General features: G+C 71.9%; 19 protein-coding genes. 6 read left to right on the forward strand and 13 right to left on the reverse strand.

Going from position 1 to position 23387, the window contains the following annotated elements; all coding sequences use genetic code 11:
• Window positions 1–685: 685 nt before the first annotated feature.
• The 3 genes from ABZ873_RS11560 to thyX all read right to left on the reverse strand — a co-directional run bounded on the left by ABZ873_RS11560 (window position 686) and on the right by thyX (window position 4335).
• Complete coding sequence (locus ABZ873_RS11560) at window positions 686–2371, reverse strand: ribonuclease J (RefSeq protein WP_360868826.1); 1686 nt, start codon at window positions 2369–2371, stop codon at window positions 686–688.
• 123 nt (window positions 2372–2494) lie between these two features.
• Window positions 2495–3394, reverse strand: coding sequence for a 4-hydroxy-tetrahydrodipicolinate synthase (gene dapA / locus ABZ873_RS11565; protein ID WP_360868829.1), 900 nt, complete (start codon window positions 3392–3394; stop codon window positions 2495–2497).
• Between the two features lie 200 nt (window positions 3395–3594).
• The gene (gene thyX, locus ABZ873_RS11570; protein WP_360868832.1) at window positions 3595–4335 is read right to left on the reverse strand and encodes an FAD-dependent thymidylate synthase; all 741 of its coding nucleotides are present in this window, start codon (window positions 4333–4335) and stop codon (window positions 3595–3597) included.
• 237 nt (window positions 4336–4572) lie between these two features.
• Between thyX and ABZ873_RS11575 the strand changes: the two genes are divergently transcribed.
• Both ABZ873_RS11575 and ABZ873_RS11580 read left to right on the forward strand, forming a co-directional pair.
• Complete coding sequence (locus tag ABZ873_RS11575) at window positions 4573–4812, forward strand: hypothetical protein (RefSeq protein ID WP_360868834.1); 240 nt, start codon at window positions 4573–4575, stop codon at window positions 4810–4812.
• A gap of 48 nt (window positions 4813–4860) precedes the next feature.
• Window positions 4861–5418 (forward strand): hypothetical protein, encoded by a 558-nt coding sequence (locus tag ABZ873_RS11580; RefSeq protein WP_360868837.1) that lies wholly within the window; start codon window positions 4861–4863, stop codon window positions 5416–5418.
• Window positions 5419–5468: 50 nt separating this feature from the next.
• Here ABZ873_RS11580 and ABZ873_RS11585 read toward each other — a convergent pair whose 3' ends face one another.
• The 6 genes from ABZ873_RS11585 to eccD all read right to left on the reverse strand — a co-directional run bounded on the left by ABZ873_RS11585 (window position 5469) and on the right by eccD (window position 12587).
• Window positions 5469–5921, reverse strand: a complete 453-nt coding sequence (locus ABZ873_RS11585; RefSeq protein WP_360868839.1) for a hypothetical protein — start codon at window positions 5919–5921, stop codon at window positions 5469–5471.
• A gap of 15 nt (window positions 5922–5936) precedes the next feature.
• On the reverse strand, window positions 5937–6689 hold the full coding sequence (gene dapB / locus ABZ873_RS11590) for a 4-hydroxy-tetrahydrodipicolinate reductase (protein WP_360868841.1): 753 nt from the start codon (window positions 6687–6689) through the stop codon (window positions 5937–5939).
• Between the two features lie 26 nt (window positions 6690–6715).
• Entirely contained in the window at window positions 6716–8095 is a 1380-nt protein-coding gene (locus ABZ873_RS11595; protein ID WP_360868844.1) for a pitrilysin family protein, read from the reverse strand.
• Entirely contained in the window at window positions 8092–10314 is a 2223-nt protein-coding gene (locus tag ABZ873_RS11600) for a polyribonucleotide nucleotidyltransferase (protein WP_360869063.1), read from the reverse strand. The genes ABZ873_RS11595 and ABZ873_RS11600 overlap by 4 nt, the downstream gene beginning before the upstream one ends.
• Window positions 10315–10622: 308 nt before the next feature.
• Complete coding sequence (rpsO, locus tag ABZ873_RS11605; protein WP_360868846.1) at window positions 10623–10910, reverse strand: 30S ribosomal protein S15; 288 nt, start codon at window positions 10908–10910, stop codon at window positions 10623–10625.
• A gap of 171 nt (window positions 10911–11081) precedes the next feature.
• Entirely contained in the window at window positions 11082–12587 is a 1506-nt protein-coding gene (gene eccD, locus ABZ873_RS11610) for a type VII secretion integral membrane protein EccD (RefSeq protein WP_360868849.1), read from the reverse strand.
• Window positions 12588–12810: 223 nt separating this feature from the next.
• On the opposite strand from eccD, the gene eccCa reads away from it, so the two are divergent.
• Both eccCa and ABZ873_RS11620 read left to right on the forward strand, forming a co-directional pair.
• Complete coding sequence (gene eccCa, locus ABZ873_RS11615; RefSeq protein WP_360868852.1) at window positions 12811–16782, forward strand: type VII secretion protein EccCa; 3972 nt, start codon at window positions 12811–12813, stop codon at window positions 16780–16782.
• Between the two features lie 107 nt (window positions 16783–16889).
• Window positions 16890–17138: a DUF397 domain-containing protein gene (locus ABZ873_RS11620; RefSeq protein ID WP_360868855.1), complete on the forward strand. Its 249-nt coding sequence runs from the start codon at window positions 16890–16892 to the stop codon at window positions 17136–17138.
• Window positions 17139–17226: 88 nt separating this feature from the next.
• Here the strand turns inward: ABZ873_RS11620 and ABZ873_RS11625 are convergent, their stop codons facing one another.
• From ABZ873_RS11625 to eccB, 4 genes are all read right to left on the reverse strand, one after another.
• A complete protein-coding gene (locus ABZ873_RS11625; protein WP_360868858.1) occupies window positions 17227–17532 on the reverse strand; it encodes a WXG100 family type VII secretion target in 306 nt (101 codons plus the stop codon).
• Between the two features lie 44 nt (window positions 17533–17576).
• The gene (locus ABZ873_RS11630) at window positions 17577–17927 is read right to left on the reverse strand and encodes a hypothetical protein (protein ID WP_360868861.1); all 351 of its coding nucleotides are present in this window, start codon (window positions 17925–17927) and stop codon (window positions 17577–17579) included.
• Between the two features lie 213 nt (window positions 17928–18140).
• Window positions 18141–19406 (reverse strand): type VII secretion-associated serine protease mycosin, encoded by a 1266-nt coding sequence (gene mycP / locus ABZ873_RS11635; RefSeq protein ID WP_360868864.1) that lies wholly within the window; start codon window positions 19404–19406, stop codon window positions 18141–18143.
• 11 nt (window positions 19407–19417) lie between these two features.
• Entirely contained in the window at window positions 19418–21001 is a 1584-nt protein-coding gene (gene eccB, locus ABZ873_RS11640; protein ID WP_360868867.1) for a type VII secretion protein EccB, read from the reverse strand.
• Window positions 21002–21160: 159 nt separating this feature from the next.
• Here eccB and eccE point away from each other — a divergent pair, with 159 nt between their 5' ends.
• Together eccE and ABZ873_RS11650 are read left to right on the forward strand one after the other, a co-directional pair.
• Window positions 21161–22438, forward strand: a complete 1278-nt coding sequence (gene eccE, locus ABZ873_RS11645; protein WP_360868870.1) for a type VII secretion protein EccE — start codon at window positions 21161–21163, stop codon at window positions 22436–22438.
• A 20-nt stretch (window positions 22439–22458) separates the two neighbouring features.
• Complete coding sequence (locus tag ABZ873_RS11650) at window positions 22459–23157, forward strand: hypothetical protein (RefSeq protein WP_360868873.1); 699 nt, start codon at window positions 22459–22461, stop codon at window positions 23155–23157.
• Window positions 23158–23387: the final 230 nt, after the last annotated feature.

Raw genomic sequence — 23387 nt, forward strand, 5'->3', positions numbered from 1 at the left:
CACGCCGCCAGCGTTCGTCCTGAGCCAGGATCAAACTCTCCATGAATGTTTACCCGTAATCGGGTGCACACATCACGTTGAGCGGGCATGTCATGGCCGGAATATGGCCGACACACCACTGCGTCCTCGCTGTGTTTTTTTGCCTGCAAGCATCACCCGAAGGCGACCTCACAGGTCTTTTTCAAAGGAACCTCATCCACCGAAGTGGACGGGGTATCAACTTCTGGCGTTGATTTTTGGCACGCTGTTGAGTTCTCAAGGAACGGACGCTTCCTTCGTACTCACCCTCGCGGGTTTTCCTCCGGGCTTTCGTTCTGCTGTGTTGCTTTGTTCTTGCGTTTCCGACTCTATCAGACGTTTTCCGTGTCCGATTTCCTCGGTGCTTTCCAGGTCTTCGCTTTCGCGCTTTCCTTTCCGGCGATTCCGACTCTATCAGATTCTTTTCCGTGTCGTTTCCGACCTGGATTGGAATTCCGATGGCCTTCGGAGGGCCTTTCCCTTTCGGGCGGATCAGACCATATCAGGAGTTCCTGCGGTCCGATTCCCACCCGCCCGCACGACGCGGCCGGACACACGTGTGTGCCGGGGGTTCGTGCGGGGTGGAGACGTAAACGTACTGGAGCGGGGCCCCCGGACGCAAATCCGGTTGCCCCGCTCCCGTCGGGTCGCTACGGCCGGGTCCTCATCAGACCTCGACGACGACCGGAAGGATCATCGGGCGGCGGCGGTAGCTGTCCGAGACCCACTTGCCCATCGTGCGGCGGATGAGCTGCTGGATCTGGTGCGGCTCGGCCACACCGTCGGCCGCCGCACGGGCGATGGCCTCCTCGATCTTGGTGATGACGGCGCCGAAGGCCCCGTCGTCGATGCCGGAACCGCGGGCCTGGATGTTCGGGCCGCTGACCACCTTGCCGGTGGTGCTGTCCACGACGACGTAGACCGAGATGATGCCCTCGTCGCCGAGGATCCGGCGGTCCTTGAGGGACGCGTCGGTGACGTCGCCGACCGAGAGGCCGTCCACGTACACGTAGCCGGCCTGGACCTTGCCCGCGATACGGGCCTTGCCGTCGATCAGGTCGACGACCACGCCGTCCTCCGCGATGACGATGCGGTCCTTGGGGACACCCGTCATCGCGCCGAGCTCGGCGTTGGCGCGCAGGTGGCGCCATTCGCCGTGGACCGGCATCAGGTTCCGCGGCTTGCAGATGTTGTAGAAGTACAGCAGCTCGCCGGCGGAGGCGTGGCCCGAGACGTGCACCTTGGCGTTGCCCTTGTGCACGACATTGGCACCCCAGCGGGTGAGGCCGTTGATCACACGGTAGACCGCGTTCTCGTTGCCCGGGATCAGGGACGACGCCAGGACCACGGTGTCGCCGGGGACGATCCGGATCTGGTGGTCGCGGTTCGCCATGCGGGACAGTGCCGCCATGGGCTCGCCCTGCGAACCGGTGCAGACCAGTACGACCTCCTCGGGCGGCAGGTCGTCGAGGGTCTTCACGTCCACGACGAGACCGGCCGGGACCCGCAGGTAGCCCAGATCGCGGGCGATGCCCATGTTGCGGACCATCGAGCGGCCGACGAAGGCGACCCGGCGGCCGTACTCGTGGGCGGCGTCCAGGATCTGCTGGATGCGGTGCACGTGGCTGGCGAAGCTGGCCACGATGATCCGGTGGTGGGCGTTCGCGAAGACGTTCCGCAGGACGCCGGAGATCTCCCGCTCCGGCGGGACGAAGCCCGGGACCTCGGCGTTCGTCGAGTCCGAGAGGAGGAGGTCGATGCCCTCCTCGCTCAGCCGCGCGAAGGCGTGCAGGTCGGTCAGGCGGCGGTCCAGCGGGAGCTGGTCCATCTTGAAGTCGCCGGTGGCGACGACCAGGCCCGCGCCGGTCCGGATCGCGACCGCGAGGGCGTCCGGGATGGAGTGGTTGACGGCGATGAACTCGCAGTCGAAGGGGCCGAGGGCCTCGCGCTCGCCTTCCTTCACCTCAAGGGTGTAGGGGCGGATGCGGTGCTCCTGGAGCTTGGCCTCGATGAGGGCCAGCGTCAGCTTGGAACCGATCAGCGGGATGTCCGGCTTCTCCCGCAGGAGGAAGGGGACGGCGCCGATGTGGTCCTCGTGGCCGTGGGTGAGGACGATGCCCTCGATGTCGTCGAGACGATCCCGGATGGACGAGAAGTCCGGCAGGATCAGGTCGATGCCCGGCTGCTCCTCCTCGGGGAAGAGGACGCCGCAGTCGACGATCAGCAGTCGGCCGTCGTACTCGAAGACGGTCATGTTGCGGCCGATCTCGCCGAGACCACCCAGGGGGGTGACCCTGAGGCCGCCCTTGGGCAGCTTCGGCGGCGGACCGAGTTCCGGATGCGGATGGCTCAAAAGGTTCTCCTCACCACACACGCCACGCACCCCGGAAGGCACGTGGCGCGCGTGCATTCGTGCACTTGCTGTGTCTGCTTCTGCTGTTGTTCGTTCGTGCTTATTCGGTTGTGAAGTCTGTTGTCAGAGCTGTACCCCGCCCGCAGCAAGATCGATCTTGAGCCGGGCCGTCTCTTCGGCGCTCAGTTCGATCAGCGGCAGGCGCAGCGGGCCCGCGGGCAGGCCCTGGAGGTTCAGTGCGGCCTTGGTGGTCATCACGCCCTGGGTACGGAACATGCCCGTGTACACCGGGAGCAGCTTCTGGTGGATCTCGGTGGCCTTCTGGACGTCCCCGGCGAGGTACGCCTCCAGCATGGCCCGCAGCTCGGGGGTGGTCACGTGGCCGACGACGGAGACGAAGCCGACGCCGCCGACCGACAGCAGCGGCAGGTTCAGCATGTCGTCACCGGAGTACCAGGCCAGGCCGCTGCGCGCGATGGCCCAGCCGGCGGCGCCGAGGTCTCCCTTGGCGTCCTTGTTGGCCACGATACGGGGGTGCTCGGCCAGCCGGACCAGGGTCTCGGTGTCGATCGGGACGCCGCTGCGGCCGGGGATGTCGTAGAGCATGACCGGCAGCCCGGTGGCGTCTGCGACGGCCGTGAAGTGCCGGTACAGGGCTTCCTGCGGGGGCTTGCTGTAGTACGGCGTGACCGCGAGCAGGCCGTGCGCGCCGGCGCTCTCCGCCGCGCGGGCCAGCTCCAGGGTGTGGCGGGTGTCGTTGGTGCCGATGCCGGCGACCACGTGGGCGCGGTCTCCGACGGCCTCCGCCACGGCTCGTACGAGGTCGTTTTTCTCCGCGTCGGTGGTGGTGGGCGACTCACCGGTGGTGCCGTTGACGATCAGGCCGTCGTTGCCTGCGTCCACCAGGTGGACGGCGAGACGCTGCGCGCCGTCGAGGTCGAGTGCGCCATCAGCCGTGAACGGCGTGATCATGGCGGTGAGGACCCGCCCGAAGGGGGTCTGCGGAGTCGAGATCGGAGCCATGGGTAACACGCTACTCGCTGCCATGCTCGCGGTGTCCCCTCGGGGGACGTCAACGGGGTGTTGGACGCCGGCACTGCCTGCTCGGGGGTTCAAGCAGTGCCGGGTCCGTTTGATCAGCCTAGATGAACTTTACGAAACGCCGCAATACGGACACTTCGCACTTGACTCGGCGGATCTGTACGCCAGGGGTGTACCGGGCCTTACGGGGCAACGCGTCCGTTGGCGTTGAAGGCCGCGTACGTGAGCGGCATGAGCTGCGCCCAGTGCTGCTCCATCCTCTCGCCGACCATCTCGATCTCCCGCTGCGGGAAGGACGGGACCGCCGCCAGCTCGTGCTGGGTGCGCAGGCCGAGGAAGTGCATCAGCGAGCGCGCGTTGCAGGTGGCGTACATCGAGGAGAACAGGCCCACCGGCAGGACCGAGCGGGCCACCTCGCGGGCCACGCCCGCGGCCAGCATCTCCTGGTACGCCTCGTACGCCCGTACGTAGGAGTCCTCCATGACGCGCGCGGTCAGCTCCTGCTGCGCCGGGGTGCCCTCGACGAAGACGTACTTGCCGGGGCGGCCCTCCTGGACCAGCTTCCGCTCGGCGTCGGGGACGTAGAAGACCGGCTCCAGCTCCCTGTAGCGGCCCGATTCCTCGTTGTAGGACCAGCCCACGCGGTGCCGCATGAACTCGCGGAAGACGAAGATCGGGGCGCTGATGAAGAAGGTCATCGAGTTGTGCTCGAAGGGGCTGCCGTGGCGGTCGCGCATCAGGTAGTTGATCAGCCCGCGCGAGCGCTCCGGGTCCTTGCGCAGCTCGTCCAGGGACTGCTCGCCCGCGGTGGAGACCCGGGCCGCCCACAGCACGTCGGAGTCGGCGGCGGAGTGCTTCACCAGCTCCACCGTCACCTCGCTGCGGAAACTGGGTTTCAGATCTGAAGCGGCGGTCTCGCTCACCGGGGGTCCTTCCACACGTGCGTCCTGGGGCGCGCCCACTCTACGGCGCCGCCGGCGGCCCCCCGCGCGGGCGCACGCGGCGGGCGGAGTGCCGTACGGCCGGGACACAGCGGGCGCACAGCTGACACACAGCCATGAATTTTGCCTAATGCCCCGAAAACCGGCACCAATTGAGCCGCCCGTTCGTCCTACGGGGAGAGCGCACATCCCACCCCGACCCCGAGGAGATTCGTCCTGATGTTCCTCCGGCGCGAACCCGTTCCGTTCGCCTTCGTCTCCGAAGCCGACCGTTTCCGCAGCAATGTCACTCCCCCGCCGCGCGAGCGCCTGGGCAAGGCCCAGTTGGCGGCCCGTACTCTGGTCGGGCTGACCGTGGTCGCGGGGCTCGCCGGCTCACTGCTCTTCGGGATGCCCGCGCTGCAGCCCGTCAAGGTGCCGGAGAAGTCGCAGCAGTCGGCGGCGTCCCAGGGGCGGTAGCCTCACGGGCACAGCCCAACCGAACGTGCATGTGAGTGAGGTCCAGCCGTGCCCCTGCCCTTCCTGACGGCCGACGGCGTAACCGACGCGGACGAAGACGAGGTCCTGGCCCATGCCGACCACGAGCGCTGGCGGCGGCCCTACCGCCCGGGCCCGTGGCGCGTGGCCCTCGCCGCGCTGCTGCTCCTGCTGTCCGCCTTCATGCTGCTCGCCACGATGATCGTCGCCTTCGCCGGCGGCTGGGGCGGCGCCCTGGCCTGTCTGGTGGCCGCCCTCGCGGTGCTCGGCTCGGCGCTGCAGATGCTGCGCGTCGGCGTCTGGGTGAACCGCACGGGGCTGCGCCGGGTCGGCTTCTTCCGCACCCGCACCACCGCCTGGAACGAGATCGGCGAGCTGCGCACCGTGCAGCAGCCCGTGCGCTGGCTCGGCCTGCCGCGCACCGTGCAGGGTCAGGCGCTGACCATGTCGGGGCGGGGCGAGGCGGAGCCGCCGGTGCTGCTGACCGACCACAGCGCCGACTTCCTGTCCCGGGGCGAGGCGTTCGACCGGGCCGCCGACCTGGTCGGCGCCTGGGCCGAGGAGTACCGCAGCCCGGTGCCCGCCTGACACCCGGTCCCCGGGTGGCGGGGACAGGCCGCGGGAGGCCCGTACAGGTGTCAGACCTGTACGGGCTTCTTGTCGTGCAGGGCGATCGCGCGCTGCATGGCCTTGCGCGCCCGCGGGGTGTCCCGGGCGTCGTGGTAGGCGACGGCCAGGCGGAACCAGCTGCGCCAGTCCCCCGGGGCGTCCTCGGTCTCGGCCTTGCGGCGCGCGAAGACCTCGTCGGCGGAGTCGCGCAGGATGCGGCCGTACTGGTCGCGCTCCAGCTCGTCCACGGGCAGCCCGCCCTCGGCCTCCAGCTCGCCGGCGAGCTGGTTGGCCCGGGTGACGAACTGGGTGTTCTTCCACAGGAACCAGACGCCGATGACCGGCAGGATCAGCACGGCCCCGCCGAAGGTGACGGTGAGCCAGGTGCCCTGCTGGATCAGCATCAGACCCCGGCTGCCGACCAGGACGAAGTACACGACCAGGACGGCCGCGGTGAGGAAGTACGTGATCTTCGCGCGCATCGTGAATCAGTCCGGTCAGCCCAGGTCGAGGAAGTGTTCCAGGCCGAAGGTGAGGCCCGGGGTGCGCACCACGCGGCGCGCGCCGAGCAGGATGCCCGGCATGAAGCTGCTGTGGTGCAGGGAGTCGTGACGGAGGGTCAGGGTCTCGCCCTCGCCGCCGAGGAGGACCTCCTGGTGGGCGAGGAGGCCGCGCAGGCGGACGGCGTGCACCGGGACCCCGTCGACGTCCGCGCCGCGGGCGCCGTCGAGGGCGGTGGCGGTGGCGTCCGGCTGGGCGCCGAGGCCGGCCTCGGCGCGGGCGGCCGCGATCAGCTGGGCCGTCCGGGTCGCGGTGCCGGAGGGGGCGTCGGCCTTGTTCGGGTGGTGCAGCTCCACGACCTCGACGGATTCGAAGTAGCGGGCGGCCTGGGCGGCGAACCTCATGGTGAGGACCGCGCCGATGGAGAAGTTCGGGGCGATGAGCACCCCGGTCTCCGGGGAGGCGGCGAGCCAGGTGTTCAGCTGCGCGAGGCGGTCCTCGTTCCAGCCGGTGGTGCCGACCACCGCGTGGATGCCGTGGCCGGTGAGGAACTCCAGGTTCTCCATCACCGAGCCGGGGGTGGTCAGCTCGACGGCGACCTGGGCCCCGGCCTCGGTCAGCGCCTCCAGCTTGTCGCCGCGGCCGAGCGCCGCGACCAGTTCCATGTCCTCGGCGGCCTCGACGGCCCGGACGGCCTCGGAGCCGATGCGGCCCTGTGCCCCGAGGACGGCCACGCGCAGCTTGCTCATAGTCTTTCCTTACCTCCGTACGGAAACTAGGCGACGACCTCGTCGAGGCGTGCGGCCTGCTTCTCCTTGAGCGGGCCGATCACCGCGAGCGAGGGGCGCTGGGCCAGTACATCCTGTGCCACCGCCCGTACGTCGTCCGGGGTGACCGCGGCGATCTCGGCGAGCATGTCGTCGACCGACATCTGGTCGCCCCAGCACAGCTCGCTCTTGCCGATGCGGTTCATGAGCGCGCCGGTGTCCTCCAGGCCGAGGACGGTGGAGCCGGAGAGCTGGCCTACGGCCCGCCTGATCTCCTCGTCGCCGAGTCCTTCGGAGGCGACCTTGTCCAGCTCGTCGCGGCAGATCCGCAGCACGTCGTGGACCTGGCTGGGCCGGCAGCCCGCGTAGACGCCGAAGAGGCCGGTGTCGGCGAAGCCCGAGGTGTACGAGTACACGCTGTAGGCGAGGCCGCGCTTCTCCCGGACCTCCTGGAAGAGCCGGGAGGACATCCCGCCGCCGAGGGCGGTGTTCAGTACGCCCAGGGCCCAGCGGCGCTCGTCGGTGCGGGCGAGGCCGGGCATGCCGAGGACCACGTGGGCCTGCTCGGTCTTGCGGCCCACCAGGTCGACGCGGCCGGCGGTGCGCAGGCGCTTGGTGCCGGTGCGCGGGCCGATCGGGACGGCGTCGGTGCGGGTGAGCGCGCCGGCCTTCTCGAAGGCGGCGCGGACCTGGCGGACGACCTTGTGGTGGTCGACGTTGCCGGCGGCGGCGACGACCAGGTGGGTGGGGTCGTAGTGCTTCTTGTAGAAGCGGCGGATCCGGTCGGCGCCGAGGGCGTTGATCGTGTCGACGGTGCCGAGGACGGGGCGGCCCAGGGGGCTGTCGCCGTACATGGTCTGCGCGAACAGGTCGTGGACCATGTCGCCCGGGTCGTCCTCGGTCATCGCGATCTCTTCGAGGATGACCCCGCGCTCGGCGTCGACGTCCTCCTCGCGGATCAGCGAGCCGGTGAGCATGTCGCAGACGACGTCGATGGCCAGCGGCAGGTCGGTGTCGAGGACCCGCGCGTAGTAGCAGGTGTACTCCTTCGCCGTGAAGGCGTTCATCTCGCCGCCGACCGCGTCGATCGCGGAGGAGATGTCGAGGGCGCTGCGCTTGCCGGTGCCCTTGAAGAGGAGGTGTTCCAGGTAGTGCGTGGCGCCGTTCAGGGCGGGGGTCTCGTCGCGGGAGCCGACGTGCGCCCAGATGCCGAAGGTGGCGGAGCGGACGGAGGGCAGCGTCTCGGTGACGACGCGCAGTCCGCCGGGGAGGACGGTGCGCCGGACGGTGCCGATGCCGTTCTCGCCCTTGAGCAGGGTTTGGGTACGGGCGACGGCCCGCCCCTCCGAGGAGGGGCGGGCCGTCACACGGGAACTACGCGACGTCACTTGTCGGAGTCGTCCTTGTCAGCCTCGTCCGCGGCGTCCTCGCCCTCGATCACGGGGATCAGGGAGAGCTTGCCGCGCTGGTCGATCTCGGCGATCTCGACCTGGACCTTGGTGCCGACCGCGAGCACGTCCTCGACGTTCTCCACGCGCTTGCCGCCGGCGAGCTTGCGGATCTGCGAGATGTGCAGCAGGCCGTCCTTGCCGGGCATGAGGGAGACGAAGGCACCGAAGGTGGTGGTCTTGACGACCGTACCCAGGTAGCGCTCGCCGACCTCCGGCATGGTCGGGTTGGCGATCGAGTTGATCGTGGCACGGGCGGCCTCGGCGGCCGGGCCGTCGGAGGCACCGATGTAGATGGTGCCGTCGTCCTCGATCGTGATCTCGGCGCCGGTGTCCTCCTGGATCTGGTTGATCATCTTGCCCTTGGGGCCGATGACCTCACCGATCTTGTCCACCGGGATCTTGACGGTGATGATCCGCGGGGCGAACGGGGACATGGCGTCCGGGGTGTCGATCGCTTCCATCATCACGTCGAGGATGTGGAGGCGGGCGTCGCGGGCCTGCTTGAGGGCCGCGGCCAGGACGGAGGCCGGGATGCCGTCGAGCTTGGTGTCCAGCTGGAGCGCGGTGACGAACTCCTTGGTGCCGGCGACCTTGAAGTCCATGTCGCCGAAGGCGTCCTCCGCACCGAGGATGTCGGTGAGGGCGACGTAGTGGGTCTTGCCGTCGATCTCCTGGGAGATCAGGCCCATGGCGATACCGGCGACGGGGGCCTTGAGGGGCACACCGGCGTTCAGCAGCGACATGGTGGAGGCGCAGACCGAGCCCATGGACGTCGAACCGTTGGAGCCGAGGGCCTCGGACACCTGGCGGATCGCGTAGGGGAACTCCTCGCGGGTCGGGAGGACCGGCACGATCGCGCGCTCGGCGAGCGCGCCGTGGCCGATCTCGCGGCGCTTCGGCGAACCGACGCGGCCGGTCTCGCCGACGGAGTACGGCGGGAAGTTGTAGTTGTGCATGTAGCGCTTACGGGTCACCGGGGAGAGGGTGTCCAGCTGCTGCTCCATGCGGAGCATGTTGAGGGTGGTGACGCCCAGGATCTGGGTCTCGCCACGCTCGAACAGCGCCGAGCCGTGCACGCGCGGGATGGCCTCGACCTCGGCGGCGAGGGTACGGATGTCCGTGATCCCGCGGCCGTCGATGCGGACCTTGTCCTTGATGACGCGCTCGCGGACCAGGGCCTTGGTGAGGCTCCGGTACGCGGCGGAGATCTCCTTCTCGCGGCCTTCGAAGGCCGGGAGGAGCTTCTCGGCGGCGATCTCCTTGATGCGGTCCAGCTCGGCCTCGCGGTCCTGCTTGCCCGCGATGGTCAGCGCCTGGGAGAGCTCGCCCTTGACGGCGGCCGCGAGGGCCTCGTACACGTCGTCCTGGTAGTCCAGGAAGACCGGGAACTCGCCCTCGGGCTTGGCGGCCTTGGCGGCGAGGTCGGCCTGGGCCTTGCAGAGGACCTTGATGAACGGCTTGGCGGCCTCCAGGCCGGCCGCGACGATCTCCTCGGTCGGCGCCTCGGCGCCGCCCTTGACGAGGGCGATGGTCTTCTCGGTGGCCTCGGCCTCGACCATCATGATCGCGACGTCGCCGTCCTCCAGGCTGCGGCCCGCGACGACCATGTCGAAGACGGCGTCCTCGAGCTCGGTGTGCGTCGGGAACGCCACCCACTGGCCGCGGATCAGCGCGACGCGGACGCCGCCGATCGGGCCGGAGAAGGGCAGGCCGGCCAGCTGGGTGGACGCGGACGCGGCGTTGATCGCGATGACGTCGTACAGGTGGTCCGGGTTGAGCGCCATGATCGTGGCGACGACCTGGATCTCGTTGCGCAGGCCCTTCTTGAAGGACGGGCGCAGCGGGCGGTCGATCAGGCGGCAGGTGAGGATCGCGTCCTCGGAGGGGCGGCCCTCGCGGCGGAAGAAGGAGCCGGGGATCTTGCCGGCCGCGTACTGCCGCTCCTCGACGTCCACCGTGAGGGGGAAGAAGTCGAGCTGGTCCTTGGGCTTCTTCGACGCGGTGGTGGCGGACAGCACCATCGTGTCGTCGTCCAGGTAGGCAACGGCGGAGCCGGCGGCCTGGCGGGCCAGGCGGCCCGTCTCGAAGCGGATGGTGCGGGTGCCGAAGGAGCCGTTGTCGATGACGGCCTCGGCGTAGTGGGTCTCGTTCTCCACCAGTGTCTTCTCCATTTTCGTCGTCTCCGTCCGCCGCCCGTGTGGCGGTGGACGGTTGCGGAGAAGCGCTCCTGGCGTGCGGGCCGGTCTTCGATCGAAGCATCCGGTTCGTTGCCCTCCTGGGGCATTCCGGGTGCCACTACCGAGGACCGGCGGCGTGGGAGGGCGCTCCTCCTCTTCAGTTGTGCACGTCTCGTCGTCGGACGTACACGTGCGTCCGTTCCAGATTACAAAGGGTCCGGTCCGTAGCGCACGTACAGCAAAGGGAGCGGCCCCCGGAAATGTGGGAACCGCTCCCTTCACACGTCTTACTTGGCGCCGGCCGCACCGCGGCGGATGCCGAGGCGCTCGACCAGCGTACGGAAGCGCTGGATGTCCTTCTTGGCCAGGTACTGCAGCAGGCGGCGACGCTGGCCGACCAGGATCAGCAGACCACGACGGGAGTGGTGGTCGTGCTTGTGGGTCTTGAGGTGCTCGGTCAGGTCCGAGATGCGGCGCGACAGCATCGCGACCTGGACCTCGGGGGAGCCGGTGTCGCCCTCCTTGGTACCGAACTCGGTGATGATCTGCTTCTTCGTAGCGGCGTCGAGCGGCACGCGTACTCCTCGTTTGGGTCTTCATTGCCGCCGAGTGCCCCAGGTCGAATTCTCTGGGGAGCTTCCGTGACTCGGGAGGCGGGGTCCGCTGAGCGCAGCCCCCAGAGCGTTCCGGAGGCGCGTACACAAACGGCCGTCACACAGCGTACCAGGCTGCCGCTCGGGCTCGTCTCAGCTGGTGAGAGCGCGGGCCCGGGCGTAGACATCGAGCACGGCCAGGGCCAGGGGCACCAGGCAGAGCAGGACCGCCGCCTCGGTGAGGTCGAGCAGCCGCCCCCAGAAGGGTGACAGACCCGTGCGGGGAATGACCAGCGCAATTCCGGCGAGGAGGGCCGCGCCGGCGGCGACGGCGGCCGTCAGCCAGAGGGTACGCAGGTCCAGCCCGGCCCGGTCCTGCTCCAGCAGCAGCGCTTCGCGCAGGGCGGCCGGCGGGTGCAGCGCCAGGCCGAGGACCAGCAGGGCGACGGCGGCGAGCCCGGCGGTGAGGGCGCACACCACCTGGGAGGTGTAGCGGAAGAGGCGGGCGCGCAGCAGCATCGCGAGGCCGGTGGCCAGGGCGAGCAGGCGGGCCCAGGTGCTGTCGGAGAAGCCGAGGACGGCGGCGGCGCCGACGGCGACGGCGGAGCAGCCGCCGACGAGGCCGAGCAGCATCTCGTGGCCGCGGCGGGCCTGGGCGGCGATGGCTTCGGCGTCGAGCGGGGCGGCCTGCTCGGCCGGGTCGGTGCCGGGCCGGTCGCCGTACGGCTCGGTCTCGTAGCGGTCGGGCGTCTGGTAGTCCTCGGTGGCGCTGTGCGGGGCGGCGTAGCCGATGGGCAGCCGGGCGAAGCGGGCGGACAGGCCCGGGAGGAAGGCGACGAGGCCGATGGCGACGGGGGCGCAGACGGCGGCGGTGCCGGTCGCGGAGGCCCCGGTGGCGATCGCGGCGAAGGTGGCGAGGGTGCCGGTGGCGGCGAGGAAGGTGGCCGCGACGAAGGGGGCGTCGCCGCTGGGGGTGAGGGCGACGAGGGCGACGGAGGCGACGAGGACGCAGACGCAGCCGAGCAGGAACTGGAGGCGGCCGGGGCCGTGGCCGGCGGCGGGGCCGGTGATCCCGGAGCCGGCGATCAGCAGCAGCGGCAGGGCGCCGAGGCCGAGGGCGGTGGCGGTGAGCCGGTCGCGGTAGACGCGGGCACGGACCCCGGCGACGGCGGTGAGCAGGAGGCCGAGGGCGCCCGCGACGATGCCGGGCAGGCCGTGCATGTCGTGGCGGACGGGGTCGGCGTACCAGAGGACGAGGCCGAGCATGAGGAGGAGGACGGCGGAACCGGCCAGTCCGGCGCCGCGCAGCATGTCGTCGCTCCAGCGGTGCCGGTCGCGGACGACGGCGGAGGCGACGGCGTCGGAGACGTCGTCGAAGACGGCGGGCGGCAGGGATTCCGCGAAGGGGCGCAGGCTGAGCACTTCGCCGTCGAGGACCTGCTGGGCGGCGAGGGTGCGGGCGCCGTCGAGGACGGTGCCGGAGCGGCGGACGAGGTGGAAGCCGGTGGGGGCGCCGACGGGCTGGGTCTGGCCGGTGAGCCGGAGCAGTTCGGGGTAGACGTCGGCGACGGCGATGTCCTCGGGGAGGGCCACGTCGATCCGGCTGTCGGGGGCCACGACGGTGACCCTGCAGAAACCCGTCGTCCCGGCCGTACTCACCGTTGAGACCCCCCGTGTCGGTGTTCGCGCCCGCGGCCCGATTCGCGGTTGCGCATGCTGCGCGCGTCACCCTACAGGGGGTGCGGGGCCGGGCCGCCTGGCGGAGTGGGGGCGGGGGGCGGCAAGTAGGATCGCGGTCGCGTGGGGGGAGCGCCCCCGCGTACCCGGGACTTGGGGGCGCCGGCTGTGTCGTCCCGTCCGCTGTCGAGGGATGGATGCTCCGGTGAGCCAGATCGTCGTCAAACGCCCGCCGCGGTCCCTGCCGCCGGAGGTTCCCTCCGAGGAGCTGAGGCTGGAGTCCCCGCCCGAACTGCCGCGCGGGCAGCAGGAGGGCATGCTGATGCAGCTCCTGCCGATGCTCGGCATGGGCTCGTCCGTGGTGTTCTTCTTCATGCCGGGTGCGGCGCCGTTCATGCGCATCATGGGTGTGCTGATGCTGGTGTCGACGGTGGCGATGGTGATCGCGCAGCTGGTCCGGCACCGTCGCGGTACACAGGGGCAAATGGCCGATGTGCGCCGGGACTACCTCAAGTATCTGGCCCAGACGCGGCGTCAGGTGCGCCGGACGGCGCGGGCGCAGCGGGACGCGCAGCTGTATCTGCACCCGGCTCCGGAGCAGTTGTGGTCGGTGGTCGCGGAGGGTTCGCGGCTGTGGGAGCGCCGGGTGGGCGACGCGGACTTCGGGCAGGCGCGGCTGGGGCTGGGCGTGCAGCGGCTGTCGACGCCGCTGGTGGCTCCGGAGACGGCGCCGGTGGACGAGCTGGAGCCGCTGACGGCGGGCGCGATGCAGCGTTTCCTCCAGGTGCATTCCTCGCTGGACGGGCTGCCGGTGGCGCTGTCGATGCGGGCGTTCTACCACGTGACGGTGTCCGGGGAGGCGGAGTGCGCCCGGGGTACGGCGCGGGCGGTGGTCGCGCAGCTGGCGACGCTGCATTCGCCCGAGGACCTGGTGGTGGCGGTGGTGGCCGCGCCGGGTGCGGTGGCGGCGTGGGACTGGACGAAGTGGCTGCCGCACACGCAGGTGGCCGGGCAGGTCGACGGGGCCGGTACGAAGCGGCTGTTCGGCGACGACCTGGCCGAGCTGGAGGCGCTGCTGGGGCCGCGGCTGGAGGGCCGGCCGCGGTTCAGCCGGGAGACCTCGCCGGTGCTGGACCAGCCGCATCTGGTGGTGGTCCTGGACCCGGGCTCCGCCCGGGGTGCCCTGGTGCCGCCGGACTCGGTGTTCGCGGCGGCGGAGGGCTTGCAGGGGGTGACCATCGTGGAGGTGGTCGCGGGTGAGCTGGACGAGCCGCGCGGCGGTCTGTCGGTGGTGGTGCGGCCGGGGCGGCTGCGGCTGGAGTCGGGGGCGGGCGTCGCGTACGAGGGCGTACCGGACACCCTGTCGCTGCCGGCGGCCGAGGCGCTGGCCCGGCAGCTGGCGCCGCTGCGCACGGGCGGCGGGGACGACGACGAACCGCTGCTGGCGAACCTGGACTTCACGGACCTGCTGAACCTGGGCGACGCGGCGGCCGTGGACGTGGCGCGGACCTGGCGGCCGCGGTCGGCCGGTGAGCGGCTGCGCGTACCGATCGGGGTGGGTGAGGACGGCGCCCCGGTGATGCTGGACCTCAAGGAGGCGGCGCAGGAGGGCATGGGGCCGCACGGGCTGTGCGTGGGCGCGACCGGTTCGGGCAAGTCGGAGCTGCTGCGGACGCTGGTGCTGGGGCTGGCGGTCACGCACACCTCGGAGACGCTGAACTTCGTGCTCGCGGACTTCAAGGGCGGTGCCACCTTCACCGGCATGGGCCGGATGCCGCATGTGGCGGCGGTGATCACGAACCTGGCGGACGACCTGACGCTGGTGGACCGCATGGGCGACTCCATCCGCGGGGAGCTCCAGCGCCGTCAGGAGCTGCTGCGCTCGGCGGGCAACTACGCGAACATCCACGACTACGAGAAGGCCCGCGCGGCCGGTGCCCCGCTGGAGCCGCTGGCCTCGCTGGTGCTGGTCATCGACGAGTTCAGCGAGCTGCTGACGGCGAAGCCGGACTTCATCGACATGTTCATCCAGATCGGCCGCATCGGCCGTTCGCTGGGCGTGCACCTGCTGCTGGCCTCGCAGCGGCTGGAGGAGGGCCGGCTGCGCGGGCTGGACACGTACCTGTCGTACCGGATCGGTCTGCGGACCTTCTCGGCGGCGGAGTCACGGACGGCGATCGGGGTGCCGGACGCCTACCACCTGCCGTCGGTGCCCGGTTCGGGCTATCTGAAGTTCGGTACGGACGAGATGACGCGCTTCAAGGCGGCCTACGTCTCGGGCACCTACCGTTCGGGCGGCCCGGACCTGTCGGTGGGGGCGCTGCCGGTGGAGCGGCGGCCGGCGCTGTTCACGGCGGCTCCGGTGCCGGTGGTGTACGCGGCTCCCGACCCGGCGCGGCTCGCGGCGCGGGAGGCGCGGGAGGACGACGCCCTCGCGGACACGGTGCTGGACGTGATCGTGGGCCGGCTGGAGGGGCAGGGGGTGCCGGCGCACCAGGTGTGGCTGCCGCCGCTGGACCGGGCCCCGGCGCTGGACCAGCTGCTGCCGGCGCTGGCGCCGGGCGCGGAGCGCGGGTTGCACGCGGAGGGGTACACGCGGCCGGGCGGGCTGGTCGTGCCGCTCGGGCTGATCGACAAGCCCTTCGAGCAGCGGCGCGAGGTGCTGTACCGGGACTTCTCGGGTGCGGCGGGCCATCTGATGGTGGTCGGCGGCCCGCAGTCGGGCAAGTCCACGCTGATGCGGACGCTGGTGTCGGCCTTCGCGCTGACGCACACCCCGCGCGAGGTGCAGTTCTACGGGCTGGACTTCGGCGGCGGCAGCCTGTCGTCGGTGTCGGGGCTGCCGCACGTGGGCGGGATCGCCTCGCGGCTGGACCCGGAGCGGGTGCGGCGCACGGTCGCGGAGGTGGGGGGCATCCTCAACCGCCGCGAGGAGTTCTTCCGCGCGCACGGCATCGACTCGATCGGCACCTACCGGCGCCGCCGGGCGGCTGGCGACCTGCCGCACGAGGCGTGGGGCGACGTGTTCCTGATCGTCGACGGCTGGGGCACGTTCCGCGGCGAGTACGAGGGCCTGGAGCAGGTGGTCACGGACATCGCGGCGCGCGGTCTGGGCTACGGCATCCATGTGGTGATCACCGCGGCGCGCTACATGGAGGTGCGGGCGGCGCTCAAGGACCAGATGCTGGGCCGGCTGGAGCTGCGGCTCGGCGACACCATGGACTCGGAGTTCGACCGGAAGGTCGCGGCGAACGTCCCGCAGGGCATGCCCGGCCGCGGGCAGGTGCCGGAGAAGCTGCACTTCCTGGGGGCGCTGCCGCGGATCGACGGCTCCCACGACACGGCGGACCTGTCGGAGGCGACGACCGCCTTCGTGGAGGCCGTACGGCAGAACTGGGCGGGCGCCTCGGCGCCGGGCGTGCGGCTGCTGCCGCGGCTGCTCCGCGCCGACCAGCTGCCCAAGGGCGGGGAGTTCCCCGAGCGCGGTATCGCGATCGGTATCGACGAGACCGGTCTGGAGCCGGTGTTCGTCGACTTCGACGCCGATCCCTTCCTGCTCGTCTTCGGTGAGAGCGAGTCGGGCAAGACGAACCTGCTGCGGCTGATCGCGAAGCAGATCGCGGAGCGCTACACCCCGGACCAGGCGCGGCTGGTGGTGGGCGACTACCGGCGGACCCTGCTCGGTTCGCTGCCGGAGGAGCACCTGCTGGAGTACGCGCCGATGGCGAACTCCCTCCAGATGCACATGGAGGCGCTGGGCGGGGTGTTCTCGCGGCGGCAGCCGCCGCCGGACGTCACGCCGCGGCAGCTGCGCGACCGCAGCTGGTGGACGGGCCCGGACGTGTTCATCATCATCGACGACTTCGACCTGGTGGCGACGAGCCAGGGCAATCCGCTGGGGCCGCTGGTGGACTTCCTGCCCTTCGCCCGGGACACGGGGGTCCGCTTCATCATCGCGCGCAGCACGGCGGGCGCCTCGCGCTCGATGTACGAGTCGTTCATGCAGCGGATCAAGGAGCTGGGCGCGCAGGGCCTCGTCCTGTCGGGCGATCCCGCCGAGGGCGATCTGGTCGGTACGGTGCGGCCGCGGCCGATGCCGCCGGGCCGGGGCTACTTCGTCTCGCGCCGGCGGGGCACCTCGCTGGTGCAGCTGGGCCGGATGCCGGGCGGGATCTGAGCCGTACTCCCCCGGTGGGCGGGCGGATCGGCGGAAAACTGTCCCGGCCGGGGGCGATGCCCCGATAATCGGCCGTGAAGACCGCACCACCGAGGGAGAGGCCGCTCATGGGCACCCAGCAGGAGAAGGACGAGCTGTACGCGCTCGACATCAGCGGTGTGGAGTGGGAGGGCCCGCCCGGGAGCAGCCCGGACGAGGAGCGGGTGGAGATCGCCCGGCTCCCCGAGGGGGCGGTCGCCATGCGCTCGTCGCTGGACCGGGAGACGGTGCTGCGCTACACGGCCGCCGAGTGGGAGGCGTTCGTACTCGGGGCCAGGGACGGCGAGTTCGACCTGGAGCGGCACCACCACCACTGAGGTGCCGGCCGGCACGGCGAAGGGGCGCGCCCGATGCGGGCGCGCCCCTTCGGCGCGTACGGCGCCCGGGGTGGGTGCCGTACCGGGATCAGTAGGCTTCGGTGAAGAGGGTCGACGCCCGCTTGTCGGTGGCGCGGTAGTCGTCCTTGCCGCGCTCGATGAGCTTGGCGACCTTCTCCAGCTCCGCCTGCATGGTGCTGGCCTTGCCCTTGTACTTGCCCTGGAGGGTGACGTACTCGCGGTGCGCCTCGCCGTCCCAGGTGTCGGTGACGACCTTGAGGGCCTGCTCCATCTGCTCCAGGTCCTTGATGATGTTCCCGGAGACGACCCGGATGCGGTCCGCCATCTGCTGGACGGAGTCGTACCGGACCCGGGTGCCGTCGTTCGCCGTCATGCTCTGCTCCTTCTCGCTGTGACCGACTGGAAAGCGGCGTGTGCTCAGATGCCGTCGAGGCCCGAGCGCTGGCCGGCGCCGGGCTGCGCGGTCTGGACGGCGTTCTTGAACGCGGCGCGCACCTCGTCGTCCTGGGCGTTGCTGAGGTTCTTCGTCTGCGCCACCGCGTTGTGCAGGACGCCGAGGAGCCGGCGGATCTCGTCGTGGCTGTCGTTGAGGGTGCTCTGGGCGGTGATGAAGCCGGAGGCGCCCACACCGGTCCAGCCGGCGCTGACGGTGGCGAGGATGTCGGCCAGCTCACGGGCCTGCTTGGAGACGGCGGTGCCGGTCTCCTGGATCTTGTTCTTCGCCCGGACGACCGGGTCGTCCGCAAGTCCGAAGGTGTTCGTGCTCATCGAAGCTCCTCACTTCTGAATTCGCCGGCGGGAGCGGCGGATCGTGCTGCGGAGCGGACCGGGCGGGCGCGGCTGCGCGCCGCTCGCCCCGGGTCGTCCCCCTCCGCTCCACGCGATCCCCCGATCACACTCGTGAAGCCTGCGCCCACCTTAGCCAGTTCGGCTGCGGCGCCCAACACGGGTCGGGCCCCTCTCGCGGAGGACCCGGACCGTTCACTGCAAACGCCGGCGGCGTGCGCGGGCGTCCCGGACGACGGTCGCGGTGCCCGCGATGACGGCGATCAGGACGGCGCCGATGCCGAGAGCGTACGTGCCGAGGCGTTCCTCGCGCTCCTGGGCCGACTCCGTCAGCCGCAGCGGGGCGGCCTGCGGGGCGGCGGCCGGGGGCGGGCCCGGGTCGGGCACGGGGGCGGTGGGGGGCTGCTGGTCCTGGCCGAGGGCGCGGACCGGGTCGACGACGCCCCATCCGACGTAGTCGTCGCGGCCGTTGACCGAGCGCTCGGCGGTGTTCTCGATCTGCCAGACGATCTGCTGGGCGGTCCAGTCGGGGTGCTCGGCGCGCAGCAGGGCGGCGAGCCCGGCGACGTAGGGGGCGGAGAAGCTGGTGCCGTTGTCGATGCACTGGCCGAAGCCGGGGACGGTGGAGACCATGTCGACGCCGGGGGCGGCGACGCCGATGAAGTCGCCGGGCTGGGAGAACTCGGCGCGCTCGTTGTTGCGGTCGGAGGCGCCGACGGCGAGGACCCCGGGGAAGGCCGCCGGGTAGGTCCTGCGCTTCTGGCCGCTGGTGCCGTCGTTGCCCGCGGAGGCGACGACCACGATGCCGGCGGCGAGGGCCTTGCGGACGGAGGTGCCGAGCTCGGAGTCCGCGGACAGCGGGACGTCGGTGTCCTGGGAGACGTTGATGACCTGGGCGCCCTTGGCGACGGCGTGGTCGATGGCCCGGCTCAGGGAGAGGGCGTCGCCCTTGCCCTGGCCGTCGTTCTGCCGGATCGGGATGATCGTGGCCTCGGGTGCCAGGCCGACGAAGCCGGTGCCCTCCTGGGGGCGGGCGGCGATCAGCCCGGCGACCTTGGTGCCGTGGCCGACGGCGTCGGCGGTGCCGTCGCCGCCCTTGGGGTCGACGAGGTCCTTGCCCGCGCCGGTGTCGAGGGCGGCGGTGAGCTGCGGGTTGTTCCGGTCCACGCCGGTGTCGATGACGGCGACGCGCACGCTCCGGCCGTTCCTGTCCTTGCCCTTGGTCTGCGCCCACAGCTCGTCGAGGAGCAGCCGCTGGAGGGCCCAGGGGCGGTCCGCGATCTGCTGCTTCATGGGGAAGGTGCACTCCCCCGCACCGTCGAGACCCAGGGCGTACGGGGCCCCGGGCGCGGGGGGCGGGGCGGGCGCGGCGGCGGTCAGGGCGAGGGCGGTGGCCGCGAGGGCGAGGGCGGTGGCGGCCAGGGGGCGCGCGGTGGCGGTCAGGGGGCGCGGTCGGGGCATCGGCGGCTTCCTCACGAACCCTGCGGCTGGCGGGCGGAGTTGGTGTCCAGGCGCGGCCCCTTGGACAGGAACTCCGACCACGCGATGGGCACCATGGCCGGGGCGACTCCCCCGTAGCCCAGCCTGATCTGCGCCTGGCTGGCCTCGGGCCGGGTGTTCGCGGCGCCGCCGCCCTTGGCCTGGTCGGGCGCCCCGATCCTGGACTGCTCGGTGTCGCTGTCGCCGTTGGCCTGGACGGCGTACCGCAGGCCGGTGTCGGTGACCAGGAACAGCGCGCCTCCGGCGGTGGTCTGGCGGCCCTGGACCTGGGTGTAAAGCAGGCCCGAGCCGGGGGTGACGTAGGCGCTGGTGCCGCTGGCGGTGATGTCGACGGGGAAGCCCGTGCCCGCCCAGGTGCTCAGGGTCTGGTTGCCCTGGCCGTCGACCGAGCGCAGGACGTTGCAGACGGTGTCGCGGTCCTCGGAGCCGTCCGGGCGGGCGGCCCCGGGCGGGGTGGTCCGGTTGACGGTGCCGGTCTTTCGCCGGGGCCACGCGATGTCGCCGGCGAAGGGCGTGGCGTCCGGGTCGAGGGACTGGAGGTCGGTCTCGCGGGCCTTGCCGTGCATGTCGAGGCCGTCGGTGGCCGGTGCGGAGATCAGCAGCCAGGCGACGAACTCGGACACCGGGGCCACCTTGCCGGGCAGGACCACGTAGTGCTGCGTCCCGGAGCCGGTCTGGGCCTTGAGCACCATGCCGACCTTGTTGTCGGCGGCGGCCAGGCCCGGGACCCCGGCGGCGGCGCCCGGCCTGCCGGGGAGGGCGGGGAAGGCCAGGTCGGCGCCGGGGTTGAGGGTGGCGAGCCAGTCCGGGCCGACCTGCTGGGGGGTGGCGCCCGTACCGACCTGCGCGTTGGTCATCGTCGTGGCGGCGGGGGTGCCCTCGGGGAACTTGTACCGGGTGCCTGCGGCGTCGACCAGGTAGCGCTCGTGGCCCGGGCCGGTGCTCTGCACGTACAGGGACTGGGTGTCGGTGAGCCGGCGGGCGTCGTCGGTGAGGCCCGCCTCGCGGTCGGCGAGCACGAAGGTGGCGGTCTGCACGCCGCGGCCGTTGCCGCCCGGCTGCTGGCAGACGGCCCAGCGCTTGGCCCTGCCCGCCTCCGCCGTGGAGGGCAGCCGGTCGGGGGCGTAGGGGATGCCGATGATGGGGCCGCGCGGCGGCCTGCCCGCGTCGAGCACCTTGTCCTCGACCTGGACCACCTTGAACTTCTTCGGATCCAGCAGGAGTCGGGCGGAGGCGAGGTTGAGCACGGGGTGCAGGCGGGTCTGCTCCTTGCCGTCGGCCTTCGTCGTGAGGACCACGTACCGGGTCGTGGAGTCCTTGCCGACGATGACGCGGGTCCCGGGCTCCGCCCAGCCCTTGGGAGCCGTCGGCTTGAACATGCCCCACGCGCCGAACCCGGCGAGCACCAGCGCTCCGACGACCAGGCCGGGCACGACCGCGCGCAGCGGGCGCGGCGCGCCCTCCTCGGTACCGGTCGCGGAGGGCTGGAGGAAGGCCGCCACGGTGCGCCGCTTCGCAAAGGTGTACGCGTTGAGCTCGTCGCGTCGTGATGCCATGACCGTCTGCTTCTCCCCGCACGGCCCGGCCGGTGGGTCCGGTCCCCGGGCCTCGAAAGTCGGACCGGGCACCTACTATGCCTCTTGACCGGCGGTACGCGGGGTCCGGGTAGGGTGGGGCAGCCGGGGCGCGGCCCCGGGGAGGGACGTGCACGAGTGATGGCCACGGCCGCGGAGCCGCAGACCGGCACGCCCGGACCCGTACGCGGTGGGGTGACCCCGCATCCTCAGTCGAGCGCCGCCCGCTTCGGCCCGTTCCGACTGCAACAACTCGTACTCCTCCAACTCGCGGCCGCCGTGCTGCTGGTGGCGTGGGTCGTGGAGCCGCTGCTGCTGCTCCCCGCCGGCGCCCTCGCGGCGGTGCTGGCGGTGCTCGCGCTCGTACGCCGCCACCGGCGCTCCCTGCCGGAGTGGATCGGCGGGGCGCTGGCCCTGCGCGCGCGGCGCCGCCGGGCCGCCGCCTTCACCGTCCCGGCGGGGACCGAGCCGGGGCTCGCGCCGCTCGTCGAGGCGGATCCGGCGCTGCGCACCCTGACGTTCAGCGACCGCGACCGGCGGCCGGTGGGGATGGTCGGGGACGGGACCTTCCTGACGGCGGTGGTCCAGGTGGACACGGACGCCACGGCGCTGCGGCCCGAACGGGGCGCGCGGCCGCTGCCGCTGGGTCTCGTACGGGATGTGCTCCAGGTGGACGGGATCCGGCTGGAGTCGGCGCAGCTGGTGCAGCACACGCAGCCGGCGCCGGCGCCGCATCTGCCCGAGCGGTCGATGGCCGCCCTCAACTACGCGCCGTTGCAGGCCCGTTCGGGGACTCCTGCGGTGCGGCTGACGTGGATCGCGCTCAAGCTGGACCCGGAGCTGTGCCCGGAGGCGGTCGCGGCGCGCGGGGGCGGGCCGGCGGGGGCGCAGCGGTGTGTGGTGCGGGTGGCGGACCAGTTGGCGAGCCGGCTGGCGGGGGCCGGGTTCACGGCGAGCGTGCTGACGGAGCAGGAGCTGACGGCGGCGCTGGCGACCTCCTCGTGCGCGAACCCGATGGCGATCACCCAGGCGGGGCGCGCGGCGAGCACGGGCCGGCGTACGGAGGAGACCCCGCGGACCTGGCGCTGCGACGACCGGCGGCACACCACGTACTGGATCGGCCGCTGGCCGCAGCTCGGCGGCGGTGCCGGGGCGGCGGGGCTGCCGCAGTTCGTGGCGCTGCTGACCGCGCTGCCGGCGCTGGCCACGAATTTCAGCCTGACGCTGGCTCCGGCGCAGCGGCAGGGTGTGACGCTGACCGGGCATGTACGGGTGACCGGGCGCAGTGATGAGGAACTGGTCGCCGCGCGGCGGGAGCTGGAGCGGACGGCGCGCGGGGTGCGGGCCGGGCTGGTCCGGCTCGACCGTGAACAGGTGCCGGGGCTGCTGGCCTCGCTGCCGCTGGGAGGGGCGCGGTGAGGCGCGGCGTGAGGGGCGGCGTGAGGGGCGGTTTCGGGCTGGTCGGGCCGCGCCGGGAGCGGCATACGGTGCCGGCGGCGGAGCTGGACGCGCTGGGGGTGCCGGTGGGGGACGACGGGGTCGTCATCGGCGTGGACGCGGAGGGGCGGCCGGCGGTGCTCGGCGTGAACCGGCCGACGCCGTACGAGGTGACGCTGATCGGCGGCCTGTGGACGGCCCAGGTCCTCGCGCTGCGCGCGGCGGCGACGGGGGCGCGCGTGGCGGTGGAGACGGGGCGCGGGCAGGTGTGGTCCGCGCTGGCCCGGGAGGCGGGGGGCGGGCAGCCGTGCGTGACCCTGCACGACGTGGGCCGGGTCCCGCCGCAGGGCGCGTCGGCGGGCAGCCCGGTCCTGGTGATCCGCGACTGCGGCATGCGGCCGCCGCGGGGCCGGGTGGCGGCAGCCCCCTGGCAGTCGGTCCTCACCCTGCTCCCGTACCTGAGCCCGACGGCCCCGAGACTGCTGACCCAGTCCTCCGTGGCGGGCATCCAGCGCGTCTCCCCGGACGAGGCCACCCAACTGGCCCCCCTCCTCGGCCTCCCACAGCCGGCGGTGGACGCCCTCCCGACGCTGGGCGACGGCGTCACCCTGTGGTGCACCCCAAGAGACCGCCGCTTCGCCCTGACCCAGGCCACGGAAACGGAAACGGCGCTACTGGGGGCGGCACGGCGGATCGACTGATTGGGGGGGCGGGGGGGGCTTCGGGCTCGGCCCGACGGGGGGTGCGGGCTCGGCCCGACTGGGTTGCGAGCTCGGCCCGACGGGAGTTACGGGCTCCGCCCGGCGGAGGTACGGGCTCGGCCCGGCGGGGCCGAAGTGGCAGGTTGAGCTGATGGGCTCCGCACGGCGGGGGTGGGGCCCTGAGGCGTACTTGGCTCGGGGCATAAAGGAACGAGCTGGACGCAAGCCCC

This window comes from Streptomyces sp. NPDC047014, assembly GCF_040644195.1.
Classification (GTDB): Bacteria; Actinomycetota; Actinomycetes; order Streptomycetales; family Streptomycetaceae; genus Streptomyces.

Coding starts and splice junctions, on each gene's coding strand:
- ABZ873_RS11630 (WP_360868861.1), bottom strand. CDS start 17,927: ATGAGCACGAACACCTTCGGACTTGCGGACGACCCGGTCGTCCGGGCG.
- ABZ873_RS11625 (WP_360868858.1), bottom strand. CDS start 17,532: ATGACGGCGAACGACGGCACCCGGGTCCGGTACGACTCCGTCCAGCAG.
- eccB (WP_360868867.1), bottom strand. CDS start 21,001: ATGGCATCACGACGCGACGAGCTCAACGCGTACACCTTTGCGAAGCGG.
- eccE (WP_360868870.1), top strand. CDS start 21,161: ATGGCCACGGCCGCGGAGCCGCAGACCGGCACGCCCGGACCCGTACGC.
- dapA (WP_360868829.1), bottom strand. CDS start 3,394: ATGGCTCCGATCTCGACTCCGCAGACCCCCTTCGGGCGGGTCCTCACC.
- ABZ873_RS11585 (WP_360868839.1), bottom strand. CDS start 5,921: ATGCGCGCGAAGATCACGTACTTCCTCACCGCGGCCGTCCTGGTCGTG.
- ABZ873_RS11620 (WP_360868855.1), top strand. CDS start 16,890: ATGGGCACCCAGCAGGAGAAGGACGAGCTGTACGCGCTCGACATCAGC.
- ABZ873_RS11575 (WP_360868834.1), top strand. CDS start 4,573: ATGTTCCTCCGGCGCGAACCCGTTCCGTTCGCCTTCGTCTCCGAAGCC.
- mycP (WP_360868864.1), bottom strand. CDS start 19,406: ATGCCCCGACCGCGCCCCCTGACCGCCACCGCGCGCCCCCTGGCCGCC.
- dapB (WP_360868841.1), bottom strand. CDS start 6,689: ATGAGCAAGCTGCGCGTGGCCGTCCTCGGGGCACAGGGCCGCATCGGC.